Here is a 22624-nt window from a genome sequence, read left to right as displayed (position 1 = left end):
AGACGGGCCTATGGAGGAAAAATTGCCGACCAAGACACAGACGATAGACGGCGCTGCGATCAAGAAGGCGATTGAGGGCCGTGATGGAAAATTGCTGGCGAGCTTCTATGCCGACGACGCATTGGTGCGGGTGATCGACCGCAACAACCCGCCGAGCAAGCCGCGCGAAATCCGCGGGCGCGCTGCGATCACCACGTTCTGGGACGACATCTGCAGCCGGGCGATGACCCACAAGGTCGACACCACCATCGCCGACGGCAACAATCTCGCCTTCACCCAGGCCTGCGCCTATCCGGACGGGACCAAGGTGTTCTGCGCGGCGATGCTGGAGCTGAAGAACGGCCTGATCGTGCGGCAGACCGTCGTGCAGGCATGGGACGAGTGAGGCGGCGGCGATGTTCAGTGCCAGGTGGCAGATCGACGCCAAGTTCGGCCACAAGCAGACCGTGCTCGAACTATTAAAGAATGAGAACGCGAGATCGGCTCGCAGGTCGGCCTCGACGACCTCAAGTTCCAGATCATGACCGAATCGAACGGCGCGCGGGAAGCGACGGTCGGGTCACATCACCAGGTCGAAAGCCTCGCCCAATTGGAGGCGTTCTTCGCCAGGATCGCCAAGATCGACGCGCACGCCAAATGGGGCAAGGAGATGGAGCCCTATGTCGTGTCGGGCACCAGCCTGTGGAACATCTACCGCATCGTGGAATAGCAGTCCGGCTTACTCCCTTCTCCCCGTCACTTACGGGGAGAAGGTGGCGGCAGCCGGATGAGGGGCAGCGCGACGTCTATAATTACGGAGAGCGCAAACCTCTATTCGCTCTCGCCGTCCAGCGCGGGCACCGACACGCCGGCAAGCTCCGCCGCCAGCAGCCGCGACGCACCGGCGCGTGCGATCCTCAGCATCAGCGCCTTGCGCGTTGCCGCCGCCATGCGGTGCTCGGGCGCATCGCGCAAAATCTCGGCGCCGTAACCGTCGGAGAGAATGAAGCCGCACTCCTGCGGAAAAATTTCCTGGGGTACGCCGGGATGGGTGGCGAAGAAGAACCGGTCGGAATGCAGCCGGTAGTCCGGCCATTTGCGGTCGACCCTGAAATCCTCGATCGAGGATTTGATCTCGATGATCCAGATGTCGCCCTGGCGGGTCAGCGCAACCAGGTCGGCCCGCCGGCCGGTGGCCAGCGACAGTTCGGGCAAGACATGCGCGCCCATCTGCCTGAGCAGCCGCTGCACGCCGCGCCTGACCAGCATGGCGCGCTCCGACTGGCGGCCGTCGATGAGCGGATTGAGGGGTAGAGGTGAGATGATCGGCATTACCGCACCATGCCAGATTTTGTTCACGGTTTGAACCCGGTCGCGGCGATTATCTGGCTGACAAACCTAATCTGCAAAATACTGTGGAGCGGGCGCTACAAGGCCCGCCCTTCCACAAGGCGGGCCGCTCGCGTTATGAATGCGTTTCCTACTGGTGAGGGGAGCTATGTTTTCGCGAGGCGTCGCGGTTGATCTAATATTCACCGCTGCAGGCCCGATAGTGGTCGCAGCATAATCAAAAAGGTGGCGAAGCATGGTTACTGAGAATGCAAGTTTGACGGTCGAGCAGACTAGGCTCAATAGGATGCTCACGCGGGGCGTCGTATTTTCCGTCATTTGGCTCGCCGGTTTCGGGTCTTCTTATGCACTCTACCAGGGGCTTCTGGCGCGACGGATGATAAAAATGAATCCCGTGCTTCGGGGAAATGGCCGCGCCTGGTGGTGCATCATTGTGGGAGGGCTTGGGGCCGCAGCCTTATGTGCGATAGTTGGCGCCGGCATTTTCAATGCCATGACACAACCCTAGGTCACGCTGCAACACCGCCTGCCGATCTGGTGTTGGGTCATATTGATTTGTAGGTCCCGTCAATGAGTGCTTCCGGCGTCATCCTCCCATCATTGGCCGTCATTTCCCGCCCGCAAGTTTAAAGCTTGCTGATTCATATCAGAATGCTCCTGTCCCGTCGCCGGGCCGCACCAGATATGGCAACTCAGATTTGCCATTGTCATCGACCCGGCCCTCAGCTAATCGGCATCATCCCTTCCAGGGCAATAATTCTCGTCTTTGCGCAGCGTTCGCGGATGGCTTTGAGGCGGCTGTATTCTGGAGAGTCGTACCATGCCAGGAGGGACGCCATGTCCGGGAATTCGACAATGACGAGGCGATGAGGTTCCCAATCGCCCTCCAGAACTTTGGTGGCTCCGCCGCGAGCGATGTACCTCCCCCCATAGCGGGCTTCGGTTGCCGGCACATCCCGGCGGTATTCCTCGAAAACGGCGGCGTCGGTTATGTCTACATCAGCAATGAGATATGCGGCCATTGACCTTACTCCCTGAAAAAAACATTGAAACAGGTCTATTAGCGGCCCCGCAACTAAGCCAGCGGTACTACGCCTCGGAAACGACTCGCGTTCTCCCGGATTGGGGCGCTTAACTGTCTTGGTGGGGGCAGCTCTGGGAGAGACGAACCATGCCGATGTATCTCACGCGATTCAGCTACAGGCCCGAAACCTGGGCGCGCTTGATGGATAATCCCGAGGATAGACGCGAGGCTGCCCGTTCCTACATCGAGTCGGTCGGCGGAAAGCTGCACGGGTTCTGGTATGCCTTCGGAGAGTACGATGGCTGGAACCTATGGGAGGCGCCGGACAACGTGTCGATGGCATCCGTCATGCTCGCCATCGGTGCGGGAGGCGCGCTCAGCTCTTACGAGACCACCGTGCTGCTAAGTGTCGAAGAGACGATGGAAGCCCTTGGGAAAGCCAAGTCGATCCGGTATCGCCCACCGGGATCGTGACCGCCGCCCGCGCTTTGCGGAGTGTCGAAGGCTGGTAACGCTTGCTCGCGAACTGCGCACGTTCCTAAACTTTTGCGCAAAAGAGTCCACTGCGGCTCTTGGCAGCGCCGGCAGCTTGCGCTTTCAATGTCGGCTACGGTGTTTTACGAGGAGCATTAGATGACGGAAGATGACGACCGGAAATCAGCGACGCCGGAGGAAATCCGCCCGGCCATCAGAGGATGGGCGGTGCTTGGGGCAATTATCGTTGCCGTGTTTGGTGCGGCCTACGTCATGATCGATAGTTGAATGGCCGACGGTCCTGGTCGCCCCGATGGACTGCCTGAAACGATCGGCACGGTCCTGGGTGCATTGGTGGTGATCGGCACGTTCGGGCTTCTGGCTTGGACCGTGCTTCGCGGCGTCCTTTATTAAACCCGGCCCGTCTGGACTTTCTCCTGCAGCGGCCGCGTCTCAGTCCGATCTCCTCGCAGCAACGGATGGTCTTGGCCGCAGGCCAGAGCGCCGGGCAGCGTCACCGACATTCATGGGTGATTTCTTCGTCTCCTGGTTCTTGTTCTTGGCCCATTGATTTTGCAACATAATCCTGCGGGGGCTGTTGCCGAAATGCCATAGTCGCAGGTTTACCAGCACACAAGTCCAAGGATATAGGCATCGCCCGCTTGGCAAGCAAAGCAAATGCCAGCATGAATGAAGATGAAAAAAGCGGCCGACTCGAGCCGCTGTTGTTTGGGCAGGCATCGGACCTTTTCATGCGCATGAAGTCACTTGCAATCGTCGCGGCCCTGGCGCTGTCGACGGCTGTCGCCGGTTGCAGCACCATCGGCTCGCAGATCTTCACCAACAACTACGGCGCGGTGACCGACGCCGGCTATCACCTGCCGCGCGTTCCGATCGAAAAGGTGCCGTTCAAATACCGCCGGCAGATCGTCGACTACGACACCAAGGAAAAGCCGGGCACCATTATCGTCGATACGCAGAACAAGTTCCTCTATTTCGTCATGGGCGACGGCGAAGCGATGCGCTACGGCATCGGCGTCGGCCGTGAGGGTTTCGAATGGCACGGCACCGCCCATATCGCGCTGAAGCGCGAATGGCCGACCTGGACACCGCCTTCGCAGATGATCAAGCGCCAGCCGGAGTTGGCCAAGTTTGCCGGTGGCATGGACCCGGGGTTGAAGAACCCGCTCGGCGCGCGCGCCATGTACCTGTTCAACAAGGGCGGCGACATGGGTTATCGCCTGCATGGCAGCCCGGAATGGAATTCGATCGGCAAGGCGATGTCGTCGGGCTGCATCCGGCTGATGAACCAGGACATTATCGACCTCTACGACCGCACCTCGGTCGGCGCCAAGGTCATCGTGATATAAGACCCTTATACGCGGACCGTCTAGGCAACAACACAGACGTCGCAAACAGAAAACCGGGCACTTTGGCCCGGTTTTTTGTTGTCTATCGATGTTGACGATGGAACGGTGCGTCAGGAGACCTGTTCGACGTGCTGCACTTCCGGCACAAAGTGCCGGAGCAGGTTCTGGATGCCGTGCTTCAGCGTCGCGGTCGACGACGGGCAGCCGGCGCAGGCGCCCTTCATGTGCAGGAACACGGTGCCGTTCTCGAAGCCGCGGAAGGTGATGTCGCCGCCGTCCTGGGCCACCGCCGGGCGCACCCGCGTGTCGAGCAGCTCCTTGATGGTGACGACCAACTCCTCGTCGGCCTTGTCGTAGAATTCGCCGGTCTGGCTGGTCTCGGCGGCGGGGCCGGCCTTGGCCATCACCGGGGCGCCGGACATGAAATGCTCCATGATGGCGCCGAGGATAGCCGGCTTCAGATGCTGCCAGTCGGGGCCGTCCTTGGTCACGGTGATGAAATCATAGCCGAAGAAGACGCCGGTGACGCCGGGGATTTCGAACAGCCGGCCGGCGAGCGGCGAAGCCGTCGCGGCGCTATCGGCATCGCGGAAATCGGCGGTGCCTTCTTGCAGCACTTCCTTGCCGGGCAGGAATTTCAGCGTCGCCGGGTTTGGCGTCGACTCGGTCTGGATGAACATGGCCGTCTCCGTGCCCGTTTCGGGCAGCTAGTTTGGAATAATTCTAATTAGGCTTTATCCGCCCGACATTCAAGCGAAAGGCATCGTCGGCGGAAGCGGCAGGCGGAATGTTTTACCCCTGCCTTGAGCGAGGCGCGCTCAGGCGAGGCTGTCGATCTCTTCGTCCGACAGGTTCTGCGGCACCACCGTGACCGGAATCGGAAAGGCGGCGCCCTTGCCGGCGACCGCGCCGACCAGCGGCCCAGGCCCTTCCTTGCCGGCGCCTGCCGCCAGCACCAGGATGGCGATGTCCTGGTCTTCCTCGATCAGCTTGTGGATCTCTTCGGTCGGCTTGCCTTCGCGCACCACCAGTTCCGGCTCGATGCCGAGCTTCTGGCGCACCTTGTTGGCGTAGCTGTCGAGTGCCGCACGCGCCGTGGCGGTCGCCTCCTCGCGCATGATCTTCTCGACGCCCAGCCAGTGCTGGAAATCATCCGGCTCGATGACATAGAGCAGCACCAGTACGCCGCCCGTGCTTTGCGCCCGCTTCGAGGCGTAGGCGACGGCGCGCTCGCATTCTGGCGTATCGTCGATGATCGCCAGGAACTTGCGACGATGACCGGCTTCGCGGCTGAGGCGTTTGGAGACCATATTCACCCTGTTCGATGGTTTCGGTTCGCAATCTGCCACCGCCACAGCCCGCCCGCAAGCGACCGGCGGCTGTGGCGACAGGGCGCCGCTCTAAGGTCAGCCTTGCAGCAGGCCGATAATGTCGCGCACGGTCTTCATCGTCGCTTCGGCCAATGTGCCGGCACGCTCGCCGCCATCCCGCAGCACCGCGTCGACATAGGCGCGGTCAGCGGAGATGCGGCGCATCTCGCCGGCGATCGGCGCCAGCTTTTCCACGGCAAGATCGGCCAGCGCCGGCTTGAACACCGAAAACTGGTGGCCGCCGAACTCTTTCAGCACGGCCTCTTTCGAGATTTCGGCGAGGCCGGCATAGATGCCGACGAGGTTTTCCGCTTCCGGCCGACCGGCAAGCCCGTCCAGTTCGCCGGGCAAAGCCTCCGGGTCGGTCTTGGCCTTGCGGATCTTCTTCGAGATGGCATCGGCATCATCGGTCAGATTGATGCGCGACAGGTCCGACGGGTCGGACTTCGACATCTTCTTCGAACCATCGCGCAGCGACATGATGCGCGCCGCCGGGCCGCCGATGACCGGCTCGGTCAGTGGGAAATAGCCGTTCACCGTCTCTTCGCCGACCTGCATCTCGACGCCGACACCAAGCGCCGCGATGCGGTCTGAAAAGTCGTTGTTGAATTTCTGCGCAATGTCGCGGGTCAGCTCCAGATGCTGCTTCTGGTCGTCGCCGACCGGCACGTGGGTGGCGCGGTAGACAAGGATGTCGGCGGCCATCAGGGAGGGATAGGCAAGCAGGCCGAGCGAGGCGTTCTCGCGGTCCTTGCCGGCCTTGTCCTTGAACTGCGTCATGCGGTTCATCCAACCGATGCGCGCCACGCAGTTGAAGATCCAGGCAAGCTCGGCGTGCTGCATCACCCGCGACTGGTTGAAGACGATGTGCTTGGTCGGGTCGATGCCGGAGGCGAGAAACGCCGCGGTGATCGAACGCGTCTGGTCCTGAAGGTCCTCATAGACGAGCTGCGCGGTCAGCGAATGCAGGTCGACGACGCAATAGATGCAGTCGGAAGTGTCCTGCAGGGCGACGAATTTCTTGATGGCGCCGAGATAATTGCCGAGATGCAGATTGCCGGTTGGCTGGACGCCGGAAAACACGAGCGGCTTGAAGGCGGGCTGGTTGAGGTCGGTCATAGTGTTTCCCTGGCTTGTGGAGGGCCGTTTCGCGCGCGGCGAAAGTCTTGCGACGGCGCGCTTATGGACGAGAGCGAGGAGGCGATCAAGAGGGGTATTGACTGGGCGCGCAGGCTTTGGCGTCGGCCGAGCAAGACGCCGCAGGAGGCTGTTTGAAGGGGATGACGCCGACCAGAAACAAAAACCCGCCTTGCGGCGGGTCTTCGGCGCCAATGAGCACCCATACCGAAGTTACTAGCATAGCTGCCGGCACAAAGCAAGAACAAAATAGCTCGCCTCGGCAATCGCTTCGATTTGGCTTAGGGCCACATTGACGGACTGATGTAGATAGCTACATAATATTTTACACAGCGGAAGCAAAACAATGACGATCAACATCAACAACAAGGAAGCGGACAGCCTGACGCGGGCTTTTGCCAGGCTTGAAGGTGTCGGGATCACCGAGGCAATCGTGATCGCCATGCGCGAAGCTCTGGAGCGCCGACGCAATCGCGAGACGCCGCTGGAGACGGCGGCACGGCTCCGGGCCGAGTTCGGTATTGAGCTGAGCGAGCAGGCGCGCAAGCCGCTGCCGCGCTCGGTCTACGACGAATTGTCCGGCGAAGACTGATGTTCATCGATGCTGCCGCTATCGTTGCCATACTGAGCAACGAGACCGAAGCCCCGCGCTGCGCGCAGGCGGTCATGAAAGCGTCGGCTCCGTTCACGTCGGCGATCGCGGTTTGGGAAGCCGCGATGGCGCTTTCGCGATCGGAAAAGCTGGCCGTACCGGTCGCCACAAGCTTCAAGATAGTCAGCCGTTTTCTCGAAGAGCGTGGAATCACCTTGCGGGAGCTTCCGCCTTCCTCTGACGCAGCATCTCTGTCAGTCGAGGCTGCGTCGCGGTTTCGCAACAACGCTGGCCGCCTCAACATGGCCGACTGTTTCCACTACGCCTGTGCGCGCTACTACGCCGTTCCGATGCTTTCGACGGCGGACGAATTCCGCTTCACGGATCTGGAGACTGTTGCTTGACCGGCTGGGAGCCCTTGCGCCCGATATTGCGGCGGATCATGCCGAAATCGGCGCCGCCGGTGGCGAAGGCGGTGACGAAGTAAAGCAGCGCCCCGCCGGCGACGAGCGCAAGCAGGGTTACCGCCTTGATCACCAGCGGCGAGCCGGAGCCGAGACTTGCGGCGAACCAGTGCTCGGCAAAATAGAGCGCCGCGGCCATCACCGCCGCCGACAGCACCAGCCGCGGGATGCGTTTCATGAGCGGCACGTCGCGGCCCCAATGGCCGCGCCGGATCAGCACGGCGAGCAGCATCGCCGCATTGACCCAGCCTGCGACAGCGGAGGCAACGGCAATGCCGGGCGCGCCCATGGTCGGAAACAGCGTCAGCGCCGTCGTAATGTTAACCGCCACCGAGATGGCGGCGAAAATCATTGGCGTGCGCGTGTCCTCGCGGGCGAAATAGCCTGGGGTGAACGCCTTGATCAGCACGAAGGCCGGCAGGCCGAGGCCGAAGATCGCCAGGATTGCCGCGACCGTCGGCGTCGAATTGTTGGCGGCAAAGGCGCCGCGCTCATAGACCAGCCGCACGATCGGCTCGGACATAACCAGCAGCGCGGCCGCCGCCGGCAAGGTCATGAAAAGGGTAAACTCGACCGAGCGGTTCTGCAGATTGGCGGCCTCGACCAGATTGCCTGATTTCAGTGCCCGCGACAGTTCCGGCAAAAGCACGATGGCGACGGCGACGCCGACGACGCCCAGCGGCAGCTGGTAGACGCGGTCGGCATAGGCCAGCGACGACACCGCGCTGTCCTGCGCCGATGCGATCGCCGTGCCGATCAGCTGGTTGATCTGGGTGATGCCGCCGGTGATCGCCGCCGGCAGCGCCAGGATCAGCAGCCGCTTGACGTTCGGCGTCATCTTCGGCCGCCGGAAGCCGATCGAAATGCCGGCATGGCGCACCGCCGCCCAGACGATCGCCAGCTGCACCAGGCCGGCCGCCAGCACGCCCCAGGCCAGGCCGAAACCAACGGTGCCGGCGTCCGAACCCTTGTACCAGGCATAGGCAAGCACGGCGATAAGGATGACGTTGAGGAACACCGGCGCCACCGCAGCGGCGAAATAGCGGCGCAGCGAATTCAGCATCCCGGCCATCATGGCGCCGAGCGACATGCAGATCAGGTAGGGGAACATGACGGTCGCCAGCGCCACCGTCGTCTCGAATTTTCCCGGCGTGTCGGCAAAGCCCGGCGCCACCAGGTAGCGCACGATCAGCGGCATCGCCAGTTCCATGGCGATGGTCAGCGCCAGAAGCGCCGTGAACAAGACGCCGAACACCTCTTCGGAAAAGCGCTTGGCGCCGTCGGTGCCGTGTGTCTCGATCTCCTTGGCGAACAGCGGCACGAAGGCGGCATTGAAGGCGCCTTCGGCGAACAGCCGGCGAAAGGTGTTGGGAAACTGGAAGGCGGCGTTGAAGGCGTCGGCGATCGGCCCGGTGCCGAGTGCGGCAGCCATCAGCATCTCGCGGCCGAAACCGAGGGCGCGGCTCATCAGCGTGCCGGAAGCGACCGTGGCGAATTTCTTGACAAGGCTCATGCGCTTGAAGACTGCCTGTGCGATTGGGGCAAATGGAAGGTAACAGTCACTCGGCGGCCGTTTTGGTCTTGCCGCGCTCGGACGCCGTGCCCTCGAGCACCGCGATCAGCCTGTTGCGGATGGTCGCCGTACGCGACGGGCTGTCGATCTTCTGGCCGGTGAGATCGGTGACGTAGAACGTGTCGATGACTTTTTCGCCGAAGGTGGTGATGTGGGCCGAGGCGATGTCGAGCGACAGGTCCGACAACATGCCGGTGATCTCCGACAGAAGGCCCGGCCTGTCCAGCCCCTCGACCTCGATCACCGAGAAACGGTTCGACAGCGTGTTGCGGATCTCGGCGCGTGGCGGAATACGGAAAACCTTGGCGCCGCGCCGCGGCTTGGTCCGCTTCTCGATCATTTCGGGCAGCCAGCTCTTGCCCGACAGCACGTCCTCGATCAGCCGGCCGACGCGCTCGGCACGGCGGCGCTCGTCCTCGTCGAGGTCGAACTCCCTCGAGATCAGGATGGTGTCGAGCGCCCGACCATCCGAGGTGGTGAAGATCTGCGCGTCTACGATGTTGCCGCCGGCCGCGGCACAGGCGCCGGCAATCACCGAGAGCAGGCGCGGATGGTCCTGCGCCAGCACCGTGATCTCGGTCACCGCCTCGAACTGGTGGGTTTTCACCATGGTGGCGAGCTTCTTGCCGGCGTGATCGGCCTCGCGGATGAATTCGGCATGGCGGAGCTGGTCGGGAAGATCGACCGCCAGCAGATAGTTCTCGTAGTGCTGGCCGACATAACGCTTGCGGGCCTTTTCCGGCCAGTCGGCAAGCGCCTCGGCCAGTTGTTCGCGCGCCGCCGCCGTCCGTTTGGCGCGCGACACCTCCGAAAACCCGCCGGTCAACAAAAGCTCGGTCTCGTAATAGAGCGTACGCAGCAGCTGGCCCTTCCAGCCGTTCCAGACCCCAGGCCCGACGCCGCGGATATCGCAGACGGTAAGCACAAGCAGCATCTTCAGCCGTTCGACCGACTGCACGATGGCGGCAAAATCCTCGATCGTCTTGCGGTCGTTGAGATCGCGGGTCTGCGCCGTCATCGACATGACGAGGTGGTTCTCGACCAGCCAGGCGACCGTTTCGGTGTCGGCCGGCGAGAGCCCCATATGCGGGCAGATGCGCCGGGCGATCCTGGCGCCGGCTTGCGAATGGTCCTCCGGCCTGCCCTTGGCGATGTCGTGCAGCAGCACGGCGACATAGAGCGCCTCGCGGCTCTTCTTCAGCCCCGGCATCAGCGAGTGGGCGAGTGGATGGATCTTTTCCCCGTCGCCGCGCTCGATCTCGGCCAGCACCCCGATGCAGCGGATGAGGTGCTCGTCCACCGTGTAGTGGTGGTACATCGAGAACTGCATCATGGCGACGATCTTGCCGAAATCCGGGATCAGCTTTGCCAGCAGTCCGGCCTCGTTCATGCGCCGCAGATTGAGCTCGGCATTGCGGTCCGAGGTCAAGATATCGAGGAACAGCCGGTTGGCCTCCTCGTCGCGCCTGAGCGCCTTGCCGACGAGGCCGAGCGAACGGGTCAAAAGCTTCAGCGCATCGGGGTGGAATTCCAGGCCATGCTTGTCGGCAAACCAGAACAGCCTGAGCAGGTTAACCGGATCGCGCTCGAACACCTCGTCGTCGGCAATGTTGATGCGGTGGTTGTCGACGATGAAATCGGCCGTGCCGGCGAGCTTGCGCTTGCGCCGCGAGAAGGTGAGGAAGATGCGGTTGAAGCCCGGCACATGCTTGGCTTGCTCCTCCTCGAGCGCGGCGCAGAAAATGCGGGTTAGGTCGCCGACATCCTTGGCGACGAGGAAGTAGTGCTTCATGAAGCGTTCGACCGCCGACAGGCCGGGATGGGTGGTGTAGCCCAGCCGCTCGGCAATGTCGCGCTGGATGTCGAAATGCAGCCGCTCCTCGGCCTTGCCGGTGAGGAAATGCATGTGGCAGCGCACCGCCCATAGGAAATCCTCGGCCTTCTGGAATTCCCTGTATTCGGCGTCGGTGAAGACGCCCTTGTCGACCAGTTCCTCGCCGGTGCGCACGCGGTAGAAATATTTGGCGATCCAGAACAGCGTCTGCAGGTCGCGCAGGCCGCCCTTGCCGTCCTTGACGTTGGGTTCGACCAGGTAACGGCTCTCGCCGGCCTTGGCGTGGCGCTCGTCGCGTTCGGCGAGCTTGGCCTGGACATATTCGGGGCCGGTGGTGCGCACCACCTCGTGGTCGAAGCGCTGCAAAAGCTCGTCGTAGAGTTTTTGCTCGCCCCACAGGAAGCGCGCCTCCAGGATCGAGGTGCGGATGGTGATGTCGGTGCGCGACAGCCTGAGGCACTCGTCGATGTTGCGGGTGGCGTGGCCGACCTTCAGCCCCAGGTCCCACAGCATGTAGAGCATGTATTCGACGATCTGCTCGCCCCATGGCGTCTGCTTGTAGGGCAGCAGGAACAGCAGGTCGATGTCAGACCCGGGCGCCAGCGTGCCACGGCCATAGCCGCCGACGGCCACGACCGCCATGCGCTCGGCCGATGACGGGTTTTTGACGCGATAGACATGGGTGGCGGCGAAGTCGTAGAGCGCGCGGATGATCTCATCCATCAGATGCGACAGCCGGGCGGCGCAGGCGGTACCGCTGCCATCGTCCATCAGCATGCGTTCGGCGACCGTGCGGCCGTCGGCGAGCCGGCTTTTGAGAAGCTTGAGAACGCCGCTGCGCGCGGCCTTGCCGGAGCCGTCGCCTGCCGTCGCCTCGGTCAGTTCGGTCATCTCGCGGCGCAAGGCTTCGCCGTCGATCAGTTCCTCGAGCTTCAGGGATATTCTTGCCATAAATGCCGTTCGGCCTCGCCGTTTCGGCGGCGTCTATAGCGCGTTTTCGCGGCGCTGGGTATGGGGCGGACGGACGCGTTCTCCGCAGCCGTGGAACGGGACGATCGTCTCATGCCCGCGGCCGGTGCAGTTTGGGCCTGGCCACGAAAAATCGAAATCAGCCCTTGACCTTCCAGTTACTGGAAGCACTACCTCCGCCGCAACACCGAACTACGGGGGCTTTCGGCATGACGCATTCCGATCACCATCATCACGCCCATGGCAGCTGCTGCTCGGCAAAAGGCGTCTCCTCTGCTGCGGACGCCGTCGTCCGCGATCCGGTCTGCGGCATGACCGTCGATCCGGCTGCCGGCAAGCCAACGGCCGAGCATGACGGCCATCGCTATCATTTCTGCAGCGAGAGCTGCCGCGCGAAATTCGTCGCCGAGCCGGAAAAATACCTGACCGCAACCGATCCCGTCTGCGGCATGAGCGTCGATCGCGCCACGGCCAAGCACTTTTTGCGGCACGAGGGCCGGGGCTTCTATTTCTGCTCGGCCGGCTGCAAGGCGAAGTTCGAAGCCGGGCCGGCAAAATATCTCGGCGACAGGCCGGCGCCGCAGCCGATGCCCAAGGGCACGCAATACACCTGCCCGATGCATCCGGAAATCATCCGCGACAAGCCCGGCTCCTGCCCGATCTGCGGCATGGCGCTCGAACCGATGGGCGTGCCGACCGGCGACGAGGGACCTAACCCCGAACTGGTCGACTTCACCAGGCGCTTTTGGGTGAGCGCGGTGCTGTCCGTGCCGTTGCTGCTCATCGCCATGGCGCCGATGCTCGGCCTGACGTTTCAGGCCTTCATCGACGACCGCGCGAAGGTCTGGCTGGAGCTGGCGCTGGCCAGCCCGGTGGTGCTGTGGGCGGCATTCCCGTTCTTCCATCGCGGCTGGAACTCGGTCCTCAACCGCAGCCCCAATATGTGGACGCTGATTTCGCTCGGCGTCGGTGCCGCCTATCTCTACAGCGTCGTCGCCACGCTGTTTCCAGGCCTCTTTCCGCACCAGTTCCGCGGCCATGACGGCACCGTGCCGGTCTATTTCGAGGCGGCGGCGGTGATCGTTGCGCTGGTGTTCCTCGGCCAGGTGCTGGAATTGCGCGCCCGCGAGAAAACCGGGTCGGCGATCCGTGCGCTGCTCGACCTGGCGCCGAAGACGGCGCGGCTGATCGGCGCGGACGGTTCCGAAAACGACGTGCCGCTCGATACGGTCAAGGCCGGCGACCGCCTGCGCATCCGCCCCGGTGACGCCGTGCCGGTCGACGGCATTGTGCTCGAAGGACGCTCTTCCATCGATGAATCGATGATCACAGGCGAGCCGCTGCCGGTCGAGAAGACCGAAGGCGACAACCTCACCGGCGGCACGCTGAACAGGAACGGTTCGCTGATCATGCGCGCCGAAAGGATCGGTGCCGAGACGACGCTGGCGCGCATCGTCGAGCTGGTCGCCAAGGCGCAGCGTTCGCGCGCGCCGATCCAGGGGTTGGCCGACCGCGTCTCGTTCTACTTCGTCCCGGCCGTCGTGCTGGTCGCAATCATAGCGTTCGTCGCCTGGGCGATCGTCGGACCGGAACCCAGCCTGGTGTTTGCCATCGTCTCGGCGGTCTCGGTGCTGATCATCGCCTGTCCGTGTGCGCTCGGCCTTGCCACGCCAATGTCGATCATGACCGCCACCGGGCGCGGCGCGCATGCCGGCGTGCTGATCAAGGAAGCGGCGGCGCTCGAACGCTTTGCCTCGGTCGACACGCTGATCGTCGACAAGACGGGAACGCTGACCGAAGGCCGGCCGCGGCTGACCGACGTCATCGCCGTCGAAGGCATGGCGCAAGACGATCTGCTGGCGCTCGCCGCCGGGCTGGAAAAAGGCTCGGAGCATTCGCTGGCCGAGGCGATCGTCGACGGCGCCCGCGAACGCGGCGTGAAGGTCCCCGACGCGAGCGGTTTCGAGGCCGTCACCGGCAAGGGCGTTTCCGGCACGGTCTCGGGGCAGAAGGTGGCGCTCGGCAATGCCGCGATGATGGCCGATCTCGGCATCGACACGGCTTCGGTCCTGGCCAGCGCCGAGGCGCTGCAGGCCGACGGCAAGACCGCGATGTTCGTTGCTGTCGGCAACCGGCTCGCCGGCCTCGTCGCCGTCGCCGACCCGATCAAGGCGACCACCGCCGAGGCGATCAAGGCACTGCATGACAGCGGGCTGAAGATCGTCATGGCGACCGGCGACAACGAGCGTACTGCCAAGGCCATCGCAGCCAAGCTTGGCATCGACGCGGTGCGTGCCGGGCTCTTGCCCGAACAGAAGAACGCGCTGGTCGAGGAATTGCGCGCCGGCGGTGCCGGCGTTGCCATGGCCGGCGACGGCGTCAACGATGCGCCCGCACTTGCCGCCGCCGATGTCGGCATCGCGATGGGCACCGGCGCCGATGTTGCGGTCGAAAGTGCGGGAATTACGCTGGTCAAGGGCGATCTCAACGGCATCGTCAGGGCGAGGACGCTCGCCCGCGCGACGATCCGCAACATCCGCCAGAACCTGTTTTTCGCTTTCCTCTACAATGTGCTCGGCGTGCCGGTTGCTGCCGGCGTGCTTTATCCGCTCACCGGCACGCTGCTGTCGCCGATGCTCGCGGCGGCGGCGATGAGCCTGTCTTCGGTTTCGGTGATCGCCAACGCATTGCGGCTCAGGACGTTGAAACTCTGAGTAAAACTTCCAGATAGACCCTGTTCAAAAAAAGGAGACGATGAATGACCTTGGCCAAGAAGATCGTGCTGCTGATGATGGCGGCGGGAATGCTGCTTGCCGTTTTCCTCGAAAGTGTTCCGGCACAAGCCGAGGAGATGAAGCACGACATGGGCGCAATGGGCGCGCAGAGCCCCTCGAGCGAGGGCTACAAGGCGGCGATGGACAAGATGCATACCGACATGATGGCAATCGAATATTCCGGCAATGCCGATGTCGATTTCGCCCGCGGCATGATCCCGCATCACCAGGCGGCCATCGACATGGCCAAGATCGAGCTCGCCAATGGCAAGGATCCGGAAATCCGCAAGCTGGCGGAAGCGGTGATCGCCGCGCAGCAAGCCGAGATCAAGCAGATGCAGGACTGGCTTGCCTCCCATCCGGCGAAGTAGGCGTCACGCTGTCGAGGAATCCGGGCGAGAGGCTTCACCTGGATTTCTGCTTCGCCTGGATTTCCCTTGGCGGCTATGGTGCTATCCGGGCCTCGGACTGGAGCATGCCATGCCATCGACGATAAGAACGACCTCCCTGCCCTGCGGCGAAGCTGTGCCGGTGCTCGGCCAGGGCACCTGGAAGATGGGCGAAGACGCTCGCCGCCGTGGCGACGAGGCCAATGCCCTGAAGCTCGGGCTGGATCTCGGCATGACGCTGATCGACACCGCCGAAATGTATGCCAGCGGCGGCGCCGAGGAGGTGGTGGCGGAGGCCATCGCCGGGCGCCGCGACGAGGTTTTCCTGGTCTCCAAGGTGCTGCCGTCCAATGCCTCACGCGCCGGCGTGAAACGGGCCTGCGAGAACAGCCTGAGGCATCTCGCCACCGACCGCATTGATCTCTATCTCTTGCATTGGCCGGGCAGCGTGCCTTTGATGGAAACGGTAGAGGCGTTCGAAGCGTTGAAGGCGGCCGGCAAGATCCGCCATTGGGGCGTCAGCAATTTCGATACCGGCGAGATGGAGGAGCTGGTCCGGTTGCCGGCCGGCGGCAACGTCCAGACCAACCAGGTGCTCTACAATCTGTCGCAGCGCGGCGTCGAGTTCGACCTCGCCCCGTGGAGCCGGCAACGCGGCATGCCGCTGATGGCCTATTCGCCGGTCGATCAGGGGGTATTGGCGCGCAACGCCAGGTTAGATGCCATCGCCGCCCGCCACGGTGCGACGCCGGCGCAGATCGCACTTGCATGGGTGATGGCGCAGGAGGGCGTCATCGCCATTCCGAAGGCCAGCCGCCCGGAGCATATCCGGCAGAATGTCGCGGCGTTGGAGATTGAGCTCACGAGCGAAGATTTCGCCGAAATTGACCGCGCCTTCCCACCGCCGAGGCGGAAGTCGGGCCTGGCGATGATTTGAGGGGTGGGGCGGAAGGCAAGCCAAAGCAGCGTTCCGTCACACCCCCTCTGTCCGGCAGGACAGAGGGGGGTGCCGTAGAGCGCTATCGGACGAGCACTACTTCCCAGCCATCCCCTTCAGCCGGTACAGCGCCTCCAGCGCTTCCCTTGGCGTCATCTCGTCGGGATTGATCTCCGCTAGCGCCAAACCCAGCCCATCACTCTTCACCGGCTTCGACGCCTCCCGCTTCGCTGCCACGGAAAACAGCGGCAGGTCGTCGACCAGACGGTTGGCCTTGCCCGAGACCTCGCCTGCTTCAAGCTGGTGCAGCACTTCCTTGGCCCGGCAGACGACGGCCTCTGGCAGGCCGGCCAGCCGCGCTACTTGGACGCCGTAGGAACGGTCGGCCGCACCCTTGCCGACCTCGTGCAGGAAGACCACGTCGCCCTCCCATTCCTTGACCCGCATGGTGACGTTGGAGAGCCGCGGCAATTTTCCGGCCAGCGCCGTCATCTCGTGGAAATGCGTGGCGAAGATCGCCCGGCAGCGGTTTTTCTCGTGCAAATATTCGACCGCCGCCCAGGCAATCGACAGGCCGTCGAAAGTGGCGGTGCCGCGGCCGATCTCGTCGAGGATGACCAGTGCGCGTTCGCCTGCCTGGTTGAGGATCGCCGCCGTCTCGACCATCTCGACCATGAAGGTGGAGCGGCCGCGCGCCAGATCGTCGGAGGCGCCGACCCGCGAAAACAGCCGGTCGACGACGCCGATATGGGCTGATGCCGCCGGCACGAAGGAGCCGGTCTGGGCGAGGATGGCGATCAGCGCGTTTTGCCTGAGGAAGGTCGATTTGCCGCCCATATTGGGGCCGGTCAGCAGCCAGATCGCGCCGGCCTTGGCATCGCCTTGCGGCGACAGATCGCAATCATTGGCGACGAACGGGCCTTCGCCGGAACGCCGCAGCGCCTGTTCGACCACCGGATGACGTCCACCCGAAATCTCGAAGGCAAGGCTCGCATCGACCAGCGGCCGGCACCAGGCCTCGCTCTCGGAAAGCAAGGCAAGTGCGGCCGAAACGTCGAGCACAGCGAGCGCTTCGGCGCCGGCACGGATCGTGTCGGCCTGGCCGACCACTTCCGCCGTCAGCGCCTCGAAAGCGGCAAGCTCGATCGCCAGCGCCCGGTCGGCGGCGTTGGCGATCTTGGTTTCCAGTTCGGCGAGTTCCGTGGTGGTGAAGCGCATGGCGTTGGCCATGGTCTGGCGATGGATGAAGCGCGCCTTGGCGCCGTCGCTGCCGGTCATCAGCGCATGGTGGTTAGCGGTGACTTCGATATAATAGCCCAGCACATTGTTGTGCCTGATCTTCAGCGAGCGGATGCCGGTCTCGTCGATCAGCGAACGCTCCAGCCCGGCGATCACCTTTCGCGACTCGTCGCGCAGTGCCCGCATCTCGTCGAGTTCGGCGTGGTAGCCGCCGCGGACGAAGCCGCCGTCGCGCCTGAGCAACGGCAGCTCGTCGCTGAGCGCCTGTGCCAGATGCGTCGCCAGTTCACTGGGCAGTGCCTTGATAGCTCCCAACGCCGCGGCCAGTTCGCCCGGCAAGGCGGTTTGGCCGAACAGTTCGGCGATGGCGCCGGCCGCTTCGAAACCGGCGCGCAGCGCGCCGAGGTCGCGCGGACCGCCGCGGTTGAGCGCCAGCCTGGACAGTGCCCGCGGCATGTCGGCGACGCTCTTCAGGCTTGCCCGCACCGCCTGGCAGAGGCGCGTTTCGGAGCGGAAGAACGACACCGAGTCCAGCCTTGCGGCGATGGCCGCCGGGTCGGTCAGCGGCGCCATCAAGCGGTCGGCGAGCAGCCTTGCGCCGCCGCCGGTCACCGTGCGGTCGATCGCCTTGAACAGCGACCCGTCGCGGCTGCCGGACAGCGTGCGCAGCAGCTCCAGATTGGCGCGCGTCGCCGGGTCGATGAACAGCGTCGAACCCTGCTCCTCGCGCTGCGGCCGCGACAGCGGCGGCCGCTCGGCCTTCTGCGTCTTCTCGACATAGGCGATGACGCCTGAGATCGCCGACAGTTCGGCGCGCGAAAACGTGCCGAAACTATCCGGCGTTGCCACCTCGAAAAAGCGGGCGATGCGGCCGGCGGCCGAAGCCGAATCGAACAGCGACGGCGGCTGCGGGCTGGCGACGCGGCCGAGCACGTCGAACACCGGTTTCAGCTCCGGGTCGTAAAACACCGGTTCGGCGACGATCAGCTCGCGCGGATCGACGCGGAAGACATCGGCGAGCAGCCGGTCGGCGGTTGTCTCGGCGACGCGGAAGACACCGGTCGAGATCTCGATCCAGGCTAGGGCGAAACTTCCTTGGTTCCCTGTCGCGCTTCCGCGCTCCCCGCCTCTTGTATCGCTGCTGCCGCCCTTGACCCGTCCGAGCGCCATCAGAAAACTCGATTCCGACGGCGCCAGCAATTTGTCTTCGGTGATGGTGCCGGGCGTTACCAGCCGCACCACGTCGCGGCGCACCACCGATTTGCCGCCGCGCTTCTTCGCCTCCGCCGGATCCTCGATCTGCTCGCAGACAGCGACGCGGAACCCCTGGCCGATCAGCTTCTGCAGATAATCGTCGGCGGCATGCACCGGTACGCCGCACATCGGGATGTCGAGCCCCTGGTGCCTGCCGCGCTTGGTCAGCACGATGCCGAGCGCCCGGCTTGCCTTCTCGGCATCGTCGAAGAACAGTTCGTAGAAATCGCCCATGCGGTAGAACAGCAGCGAATCCGGGTTCGCCGCCTTGATCTCGATATACTGCTCCATCATCGGCGTCGCCGGCGCGAAGGCCGGCGTGGCGTTGTCGCTTCGAATGGGCGTCTCGTCGTTCAAGAAGCTGCTTCCAAAATTTTGCAAGCCATGCTTGGCGGTTTACAGCGGCGAAGTGTAGCCTTAATCCCGAACCTTCCACAAAAGAAAGCATGCGCACCCATCTCAAGCGGTGCGGTACGGGCGAGGAAACCAAAAGTACCATGGCCAAGAAAACCGAAAGCAACGGGCCCTCCGTCAGCGCCCAGGAGGCGTTGGAATTCCACGCCATGGGCCGTCCGGGCAAGCTGGAGATCGTCGCCACAAAACCGATGGCGACGCAGCGCGATCTCAGCCTTGCCTATTCGCCGGGCGTCGCGGTTCCGGTTCTGGCCATCGCCGAGGACCCGAGCCGCGCCTTCGACTACACGGTTCGCGGCAACATGGTCGCCGTCATCTCCAACGGCACCGCTATCCTCGGCCTCGGCAATCTCGGCGCGCTGGCCTCGAAGCCGGTGATGGAAGGCAAGGCGGTGCTGTTCAAGCGCTTCGCCGATGTCGATTCCATCGACCTCGAGGTCGATACCGAGGATGCCGACGAATTCATCAACTGCGTGCGCTTTCTCGGCCCCTCCTTCGGCGGCATCAACCTCGAGGACATCAAGGCGCCGGAGTGCTTCATCATCGAGCAGCGGCTGCGCGAGCTGATGGACATCCCGGTCTTCCATGACGACCAGCACGGCACCGCCATCATCTCGGCCGCCGGCCTGATCAACGCGCTGGAAATCACCGGCCGCGACATGAAGACCACGAAAATGGTCTGCAACGGCGCCGGTGCTGCCGGCATCGCCTGCATCGAATTGATGAAGGCGATGGGCTTTGCGCCAGAAAATATCATCCTGTGCGACACCAAGGGCGTCGTCTTCCAGGGCCGCACCGAAGGCATGAACCAGTGGAAATCGGCGCATGCCGTGAAAACCGGCGCGCGCTCGCTGGCCGAGGCGCTGGACGGCGCCGACGTGTTCCTCGGCCTCTCGGCCAAGGGCACGCTGACCACCAGGATGGTGCAGTCCATGGCCAAGAACCCGATCATCTTCGCCATGGCCAATCCCGACCCCGAGATCACGCCTGAGGAGGTCGCCGAGATCCGCACCGACGCCATCATGGCGACGGGACGGTCCGACTATCCCAACCAGGTCAACAACGTGCTTGGCTTCCCCTACATCTTCCGCGGCGCGCTCGATGTGCGGGCGACCACCATCAACGACGACATGAAGATCGCCGCGGCCAAAGCGCTCGCCGAACTGGCGCGCCAGGACGTGCCCGACGACGTCGCCGCCGCCTACCAGGGCATGCGGCCGAAATTCGGCCCCAACTACATCATCCCGGTGCCGTTCGACCCGCGCCTGATCTCGGCCATTCCGATTGCGGTGGCCAAAGCGGCGATGGACTCCGGCGTCGCGCGCAAGCCGATCCTCGATCTCGACCGCTACGCGCAGGAGCTTTCCGCCCGCCGCGACCCGATCGCCTCGACGCTGCAGCGCATCTACGACCGCGTCCGCCGCCAGCCCAAGCGCATCGTCTTTGCCGAGGGCGAGGAGGAGCAGGTGATGCGCGCCGCCGTCTCCTATGTGAACCAGCGGCTCGGCACCGCCATCCTGCTCGGCCGCGACGACATCATCAAGGAAAACGCCAGGAATGCCGGCATCGATCTCGGCAAGCAAGGCATCGAGATCATCAATGCGCGGCTGTCGCGGCGCAACTCGGTCTACACCGACTATCTCTACGAGCGCATGCAGCGCAAAGGCTTTCTGTTCCGCGACTGCCAGCGGCTGATCAACAACGACCGCAACCATTTCGCCGCCTGCATGGTGGCGCTGGGCGATGCCGACGGCATCGTCACCGGCGTTACCCGTAACTATTCGACGGCGCTCGATGACATCCGCCGCGTCATCGACGCAAGGCCCGGCCATTGCGTCATCGGCGTGTCGATCGTGCTCGCGCGCGGTCGCACCGTCCTCGTTGCCGACACCGCGGTGCACGACATGCCGGATGCCGTCGAGATCGCCGACATCGCCGAGGAAGCCGCCGGCTTCGCCCGCCGCATGGGCTACGAGCCGAGGCTCGCCATGCTCGCCTATTCGACCTTCGGCCATCCGCAGGGCGAGCGCTCCGAGCGCGTCCAGGAAGCGGTGCGCATCCTCGACAAGCGCCGCGTCGATTTCGAGTATGACGGCGAAATGGCCGCCGACGTGGCGCTCAACGCCCGCGCCATGACGCAGTATCCGTTCATCAGGCTGACCGGCCCCGCCAATGTGCTGATCATGCCGGCCTTCCACTCGGCCTCGATCTCGACCAAGATGCTGCAGGAGCTCGGCGGCTCGACCGTCATCGGCCCGCTGCTGGTCGGCCTGAACAAGCCGGTTCAGATTGTCTCGCTCAACGCCAAGGATTCAGACATCGTCAACATGGGTGCGATTGCGGCGTATAGCGCGGGGGCTTGAGGAGCGCGTAGCGGCAGCTTGGCACCGGCAGCACTCCGTCCAGCACCCCTCAACCGTCTCGGCGCTGCGCGCCGATCCACCTTCTCCCACAGGGGGAGAAGGAAGAGATGCCGCTACAGCAGCCCGGCCTGCTCGGCCTCTCTGCGCAAATTCTGCCGTGGCCTTGGGCCTATCTGCTGGATGACCAGCCCGGCCGCCAGCGAGCCGAGATCGCCGCACTGCTTCAGGCTGCGGCCTTGCGTGTAGCCATAGAGGAAGCCGGCGGCGTAGAGGTCGCCGGCGCCGGTGGTGTCGACCAGCTCGCGGATCCTGGTCGCATTGATGGTCACGGTCTCGTCGCCGCGCACGATCACCGAGCCCTTTTCCGAGCGGGTGACGGCGGCGATCTTGCAGTCCTTGCGGATCCGCGCCAGCGCTTCGTCAAATGACGCGGTCTGGTAGAGCGACTTGATCTCGTGGCTGTTGGCAAAGACGATGTCGACGGTGCCGGAGCGCATGAGATCGAGGAACTCGTCGCGGTAGCGGTCGACGCAGAACGAGTCCGACAATGTCATCGACACTTCGCGCCCGGCGGTATGGGCGAGCTTCGCCGTCTGCCGGATCGCCTCCTTGGCGCGCGGCGGGTCCCACAGATAGCCCTCGAAATAAGTGACGGCGGCGCCCGACGCCTTGTCGGCCTCGACGTCCTCCGGGCCGAGTTCGACGCAGGCGCCGAGATAGGTGTTCATCGAGCGCTCGCCGTCCGGCGTGACGAAGATCATCGAGCGCGCCGTCGGTGGCTCGCCGCTGAGCGGCCTGGTGTCGAAGGCGACGCCCTGGGCATGGATGTCGTGCGCGTAGATTTCGCCGAGCGCGTCGTTCGAGACCTTGCCGAAGAAGGCGGCGCGGCCGCCGAAGCTGGCAACGCCCGCCGCCGTGTTGCCGGCGCTGCCGCCCGAGGCTTCAATGGCCGGGCCCATGCGGCTGTAGAGCAGTTCGGCGCGCCTCGTGTCGATCAAATTCATCGCGCCCTTGATGATGCCGTTCGTCTCCAGGAACGCCTCGTCGCACTGGGCGATGATGTCGACGATGGCATTCCCGATACAAAGCACGTCATAGTCCGGCATCAATTCATGTCT

Annotated in this window: 21 protein-coding genes; 12 read left to right on the top strand and 9 right to left on the bottom strand. The window is 63.9% G+C overall.

Translation table 11 applies throughout. The features are described 5' to 3' along the window. Positions 1-22 precede the first annotated feature (22 nt). A complete protein-coding gene (locus NKJ32_RS03825; protein ID WP_023676394.1) occupies positions 23-385 on the top strand; it encodes a nuclear transport factor 2 family protein in 363 nt (120 codons plus the stop codon). 135 nt (positions 386-520) lie between these two features. Beyond that, positions 521-709, top strand: a complete 189-nt coding sequence (locus NKJ32_RS03820; protein ID WP_352570235.1) for a hypothetical protein — start codon at positions 521-523, stop codon at positions 707-709. A gap of 101 nt (positions 710-810) precedes the next feature. Here NKJ32_RS03820 and NKJ32_RS03815 read toward each other — a convergent pair whose 3' ends face one another. Further along, positions 811-1311, bottom strand: a complete 501-nt coding sequence (locus NKJ32_RS03815) for an MmcB family DNA repair protein (RefSeq protein WP_023676393.1) — start codon at positions 1309-1311, stop codon at positions 811-813. A 740-nt stretch (positions 1312-2051) separates the two neighbouring features. After that, positions 2052-2351: a DUF1330 domain-containing protein gene (locus tag NKJ32_RS03810; protein ID WP_352570234.1), complete on the bottom strand. Its 300-nt coding sequence runs from the start codon at positions 2349-2351 to the stop codon at positions 2052-2054. A 149-nt stretch (positions 2352-2500) separates the two neighbouring features. Here NKJ32_RS03810 and NKJ32_RS03805 point away from each other — a divergent pair, with 149 nt between their 5' ends. From NKJ32_RS03805 to NKJ32_RS03790, 4 genes are all read left to right on the top strand, one after another. Next, a complete protein-coding gene (locus tag NKJ32_RS03805; protein ID WP_352476054.1) occupies positions 2501-2827 on the top strand; it encodes a GYD domain-containing protein in 327 nt (108 codons plus the stop codon). A 159-nt stretch (positions 2828-2986) separates the two neighbouring features. Beyond that, complete coding sequence (locus tag NKJ32_RS03800) at positions 2987-3115, top strand: hypothetical protein (protein ID WP_023676389.1); 129 nt, start codon at positions 2987-2989, stop codon at positions 3113-3115. Beyond that, positions 3116-3241, top strand: coding sequence for a hypothetical protein (locus tag NKJ32_RS03795; RefSeq protein ID WP_023676388.1), 126 nt, complete (start codon positions 3116-3118; stop codon positions 3239-3241). Between the two features lie 338 nt (positions 3242-3579). Then, the gene (locus NKJ32_RS03790) at positions 3580-4197 is read left to right on the top strand and encodes a L,D-transpeptidase (protein ID WP_352591300.1); all 618 of its coding nucleotides are present in this window, start codon (positions 3580-3582) and stop codon (positions 4195-4197) included. 110 nt (positions 4198-4307) lie between these two features. On the opposite strand, the gene NKJ32_RS03785 is transcribed toward NKJ32_RS03790, so the two are convergent. The 3 genes from NKJ32_RS03785 to trpS all read right to left on the bottom strand — a co-directional run bounded on the left by NKJ32_RS03785 (position 4308) and on the right by trpS (position 6686). Further along, a complete protein-coding gene (locus tag NKJ32_RS03785) occupies positions 4308-4877 on the bottom strand; it encodes a NifU family protein (protein WP_023676386.1) in 570 nt (189 codons plus the stop codon). 138 nt (positions 4878-5015) lie between these two features. Further along, complete coding sequence (locus tag NKJ32_RS03780; protein WP_023717912.1) at positions 5016-5507, bottom strand: universal stress protein; 492 nt, start codon at positions 5505-5507, stop codon at positions 5016-5018. Positions 5508-5603: 96 nt separating this feature from the next. After that, positions 5604-6686 carry a tryptophan--tRNA ligase gene (gene trpS, locus NKJ32_RS03775; protein ID WP_352690993.1) on the bottom strand — a complete coding sequence of 361 codons (1083 nt, stop codon included), beginning with the start codon at positions 6684-6686 and terminating at the stop codon, positions 5604-5606. Positions 6687-7050: 364 nt separating this feature from the next. Between trpS and NKJ32_RS03770 the strand changes: the two genes are divergently transcribed. Then, positions 7051-7296, top strand: a complete 246-nt coding sequence (locus NKJ32_RS03770) for a type II toxin-antitoxin system VapB family antitoxin (protein ID WP_023676383.1) — start codon at positions 7051-7053, stop codon at positions 7294-7296. Beyond that, positions 7296-7700: a type II toxin-antitoxin system VapC family toxin gene (locus NKJ32_RS03765; RefSeq protein WP_352614480.1), complete on the top strand. Its 405-nt coding sequence runs from the start codon at positions 7296-7298 to the stop codon at positions 7698-7700. The genes NKJ32_RS03770 and NKJ32_RS03765 overlap by 1 nt, the downstream gene beginning before the upstream one ends. Here the strand turns inward: NKJ32_RS03765 and murJ are convergent. Beyond that, positions 7675-9273, bottom strand: coding sequence for a murein biosynthesis integral membrane protein MurJ (murJ, locus tag NKJ32_RS03760; protein ID WP_352755992.1), 1599 nt, complete (start codon positions 9271-9273; stop codon positions 7675-7677). The two genes, NKJ32_RS03765 and murJ, sit on opposite strands and share 26 nt — an antisense overlap. 46 nt (positions 9274-9319) lie before the next feature. Further along, positions 9320-12118, bottom strand: coding sequence for a [protein-PII] uridylyltransferase (locus NKJ32_RS03755; protein ID WP_352591208.1), 2799 nt, complete (start codon positions 12116-12118; stop codon positions 9320-9322). Positions 12119-12345: 227 nt separating this feature from the next. Here NKJ32_RS03755 and NKJ32_RS03750 point away from each other — a divergent pair, with 227 nt between their 5' ends. The 3 genes from NKJ32_RS03750 (at position 12346) to NKJ32_RS03740 (ending at position 16236) form a co-directional block, all read left to right on the top strand. After that, complete coding sequence (locus tag NKJ32_RS03750) at positions 12346-14850, top strand: heavy metal translocating P-type ATPase (RefSeq protein ID WP_352826828.1); 2505 nt, start codon at positions 12346-12348, stop codon at positions 14848-14850. Positions 14851-14894: 44 nt separating this feature from the next. Continuing rightward, the gene (gene copM / locus NKJ32_RS03745; RefSeq protein ID WP_352826827.1) at positions 14895-15281 is read left to right on the top strand and encodes a CopM family metallochaperone; all 387 of its coding nucleotides are present in this window, start codon (positions 14895-14897) and stop codon (positions 15279-15281) included. Between the two features lie 109 nt (positions 15282-15390). Next, positions 15391-16236 (top strand): aldo/keto reductase, encoded by an 846-nt coding sequence (locus NKJ32_RS03740; RefSeq protein ID WP_352698234.1) that lies wholly within the window; start codon positions 15391-15393, stop codon positions 16234-16236. A gap of 96 nt (positions 16237-16332) precedes the next feature. Here NKJ32_RS03740 and mutS read toward each other — a convergent pair whose 3' ends face one another. Next, positions 16333-19023 carry a DNA mismatch repair protein MutS gene (gene mutS, locus NKJ32_RS03735; protein WP_352826944.1) on the bottom strand — a complete coding sequence of 897 codons (2691 nt, stop codon included), beginning with the start codon at positions 19021-19023 and terminating at the stop codon, positions 16333-16335. A 203-nt stretch (positions 19024-19226) separates the two neighbouring features. Here mutS and NKJ32_RS03730 point away from each other — a divergent pair, with 203 nt between their 5' ends. Next, complete coding sequence (locus NKJ32_RS03730; protein WP_352826825.1) at positions 19227-21506, top strand: NADP-dependent malic enzyme; 2280 nt, start codon at positions 19227-19229, stop codon at positions 21504-21506. Positions 21507-21619: 113 nt separating this feature from the next. On the opposite strand, the gene NKJ32_RS03725 is transcribed toward NKJ32_RS03730, so the two are convergent. Then, positions 21620-22612 (bottom strand): adenosine kinase, encoded by a 993-nt coding sequence (locus NKJ32_RS03725; protein ID WP_352826824.1) that lies wholly within the window; start codon positions 22610-22612, stop codon positions 21620-21622. Positions 22613-22624: the final 12 nt, after the last annotated feature.

Origin of the sequence: Mesorhizobium sp. M0159 (assembly GCF_040322295.1) — a bacterium.
Taxonomy (GTDB): domain Bacteria; phylum Pseudomonadota; class Alphaproteobacteria; order Rhizobiales; family Rhizobiaceae; genus Mesorhizobium.
This window is presented reverse-complemented; position numbering and strand designations above follow the sequence as displayed.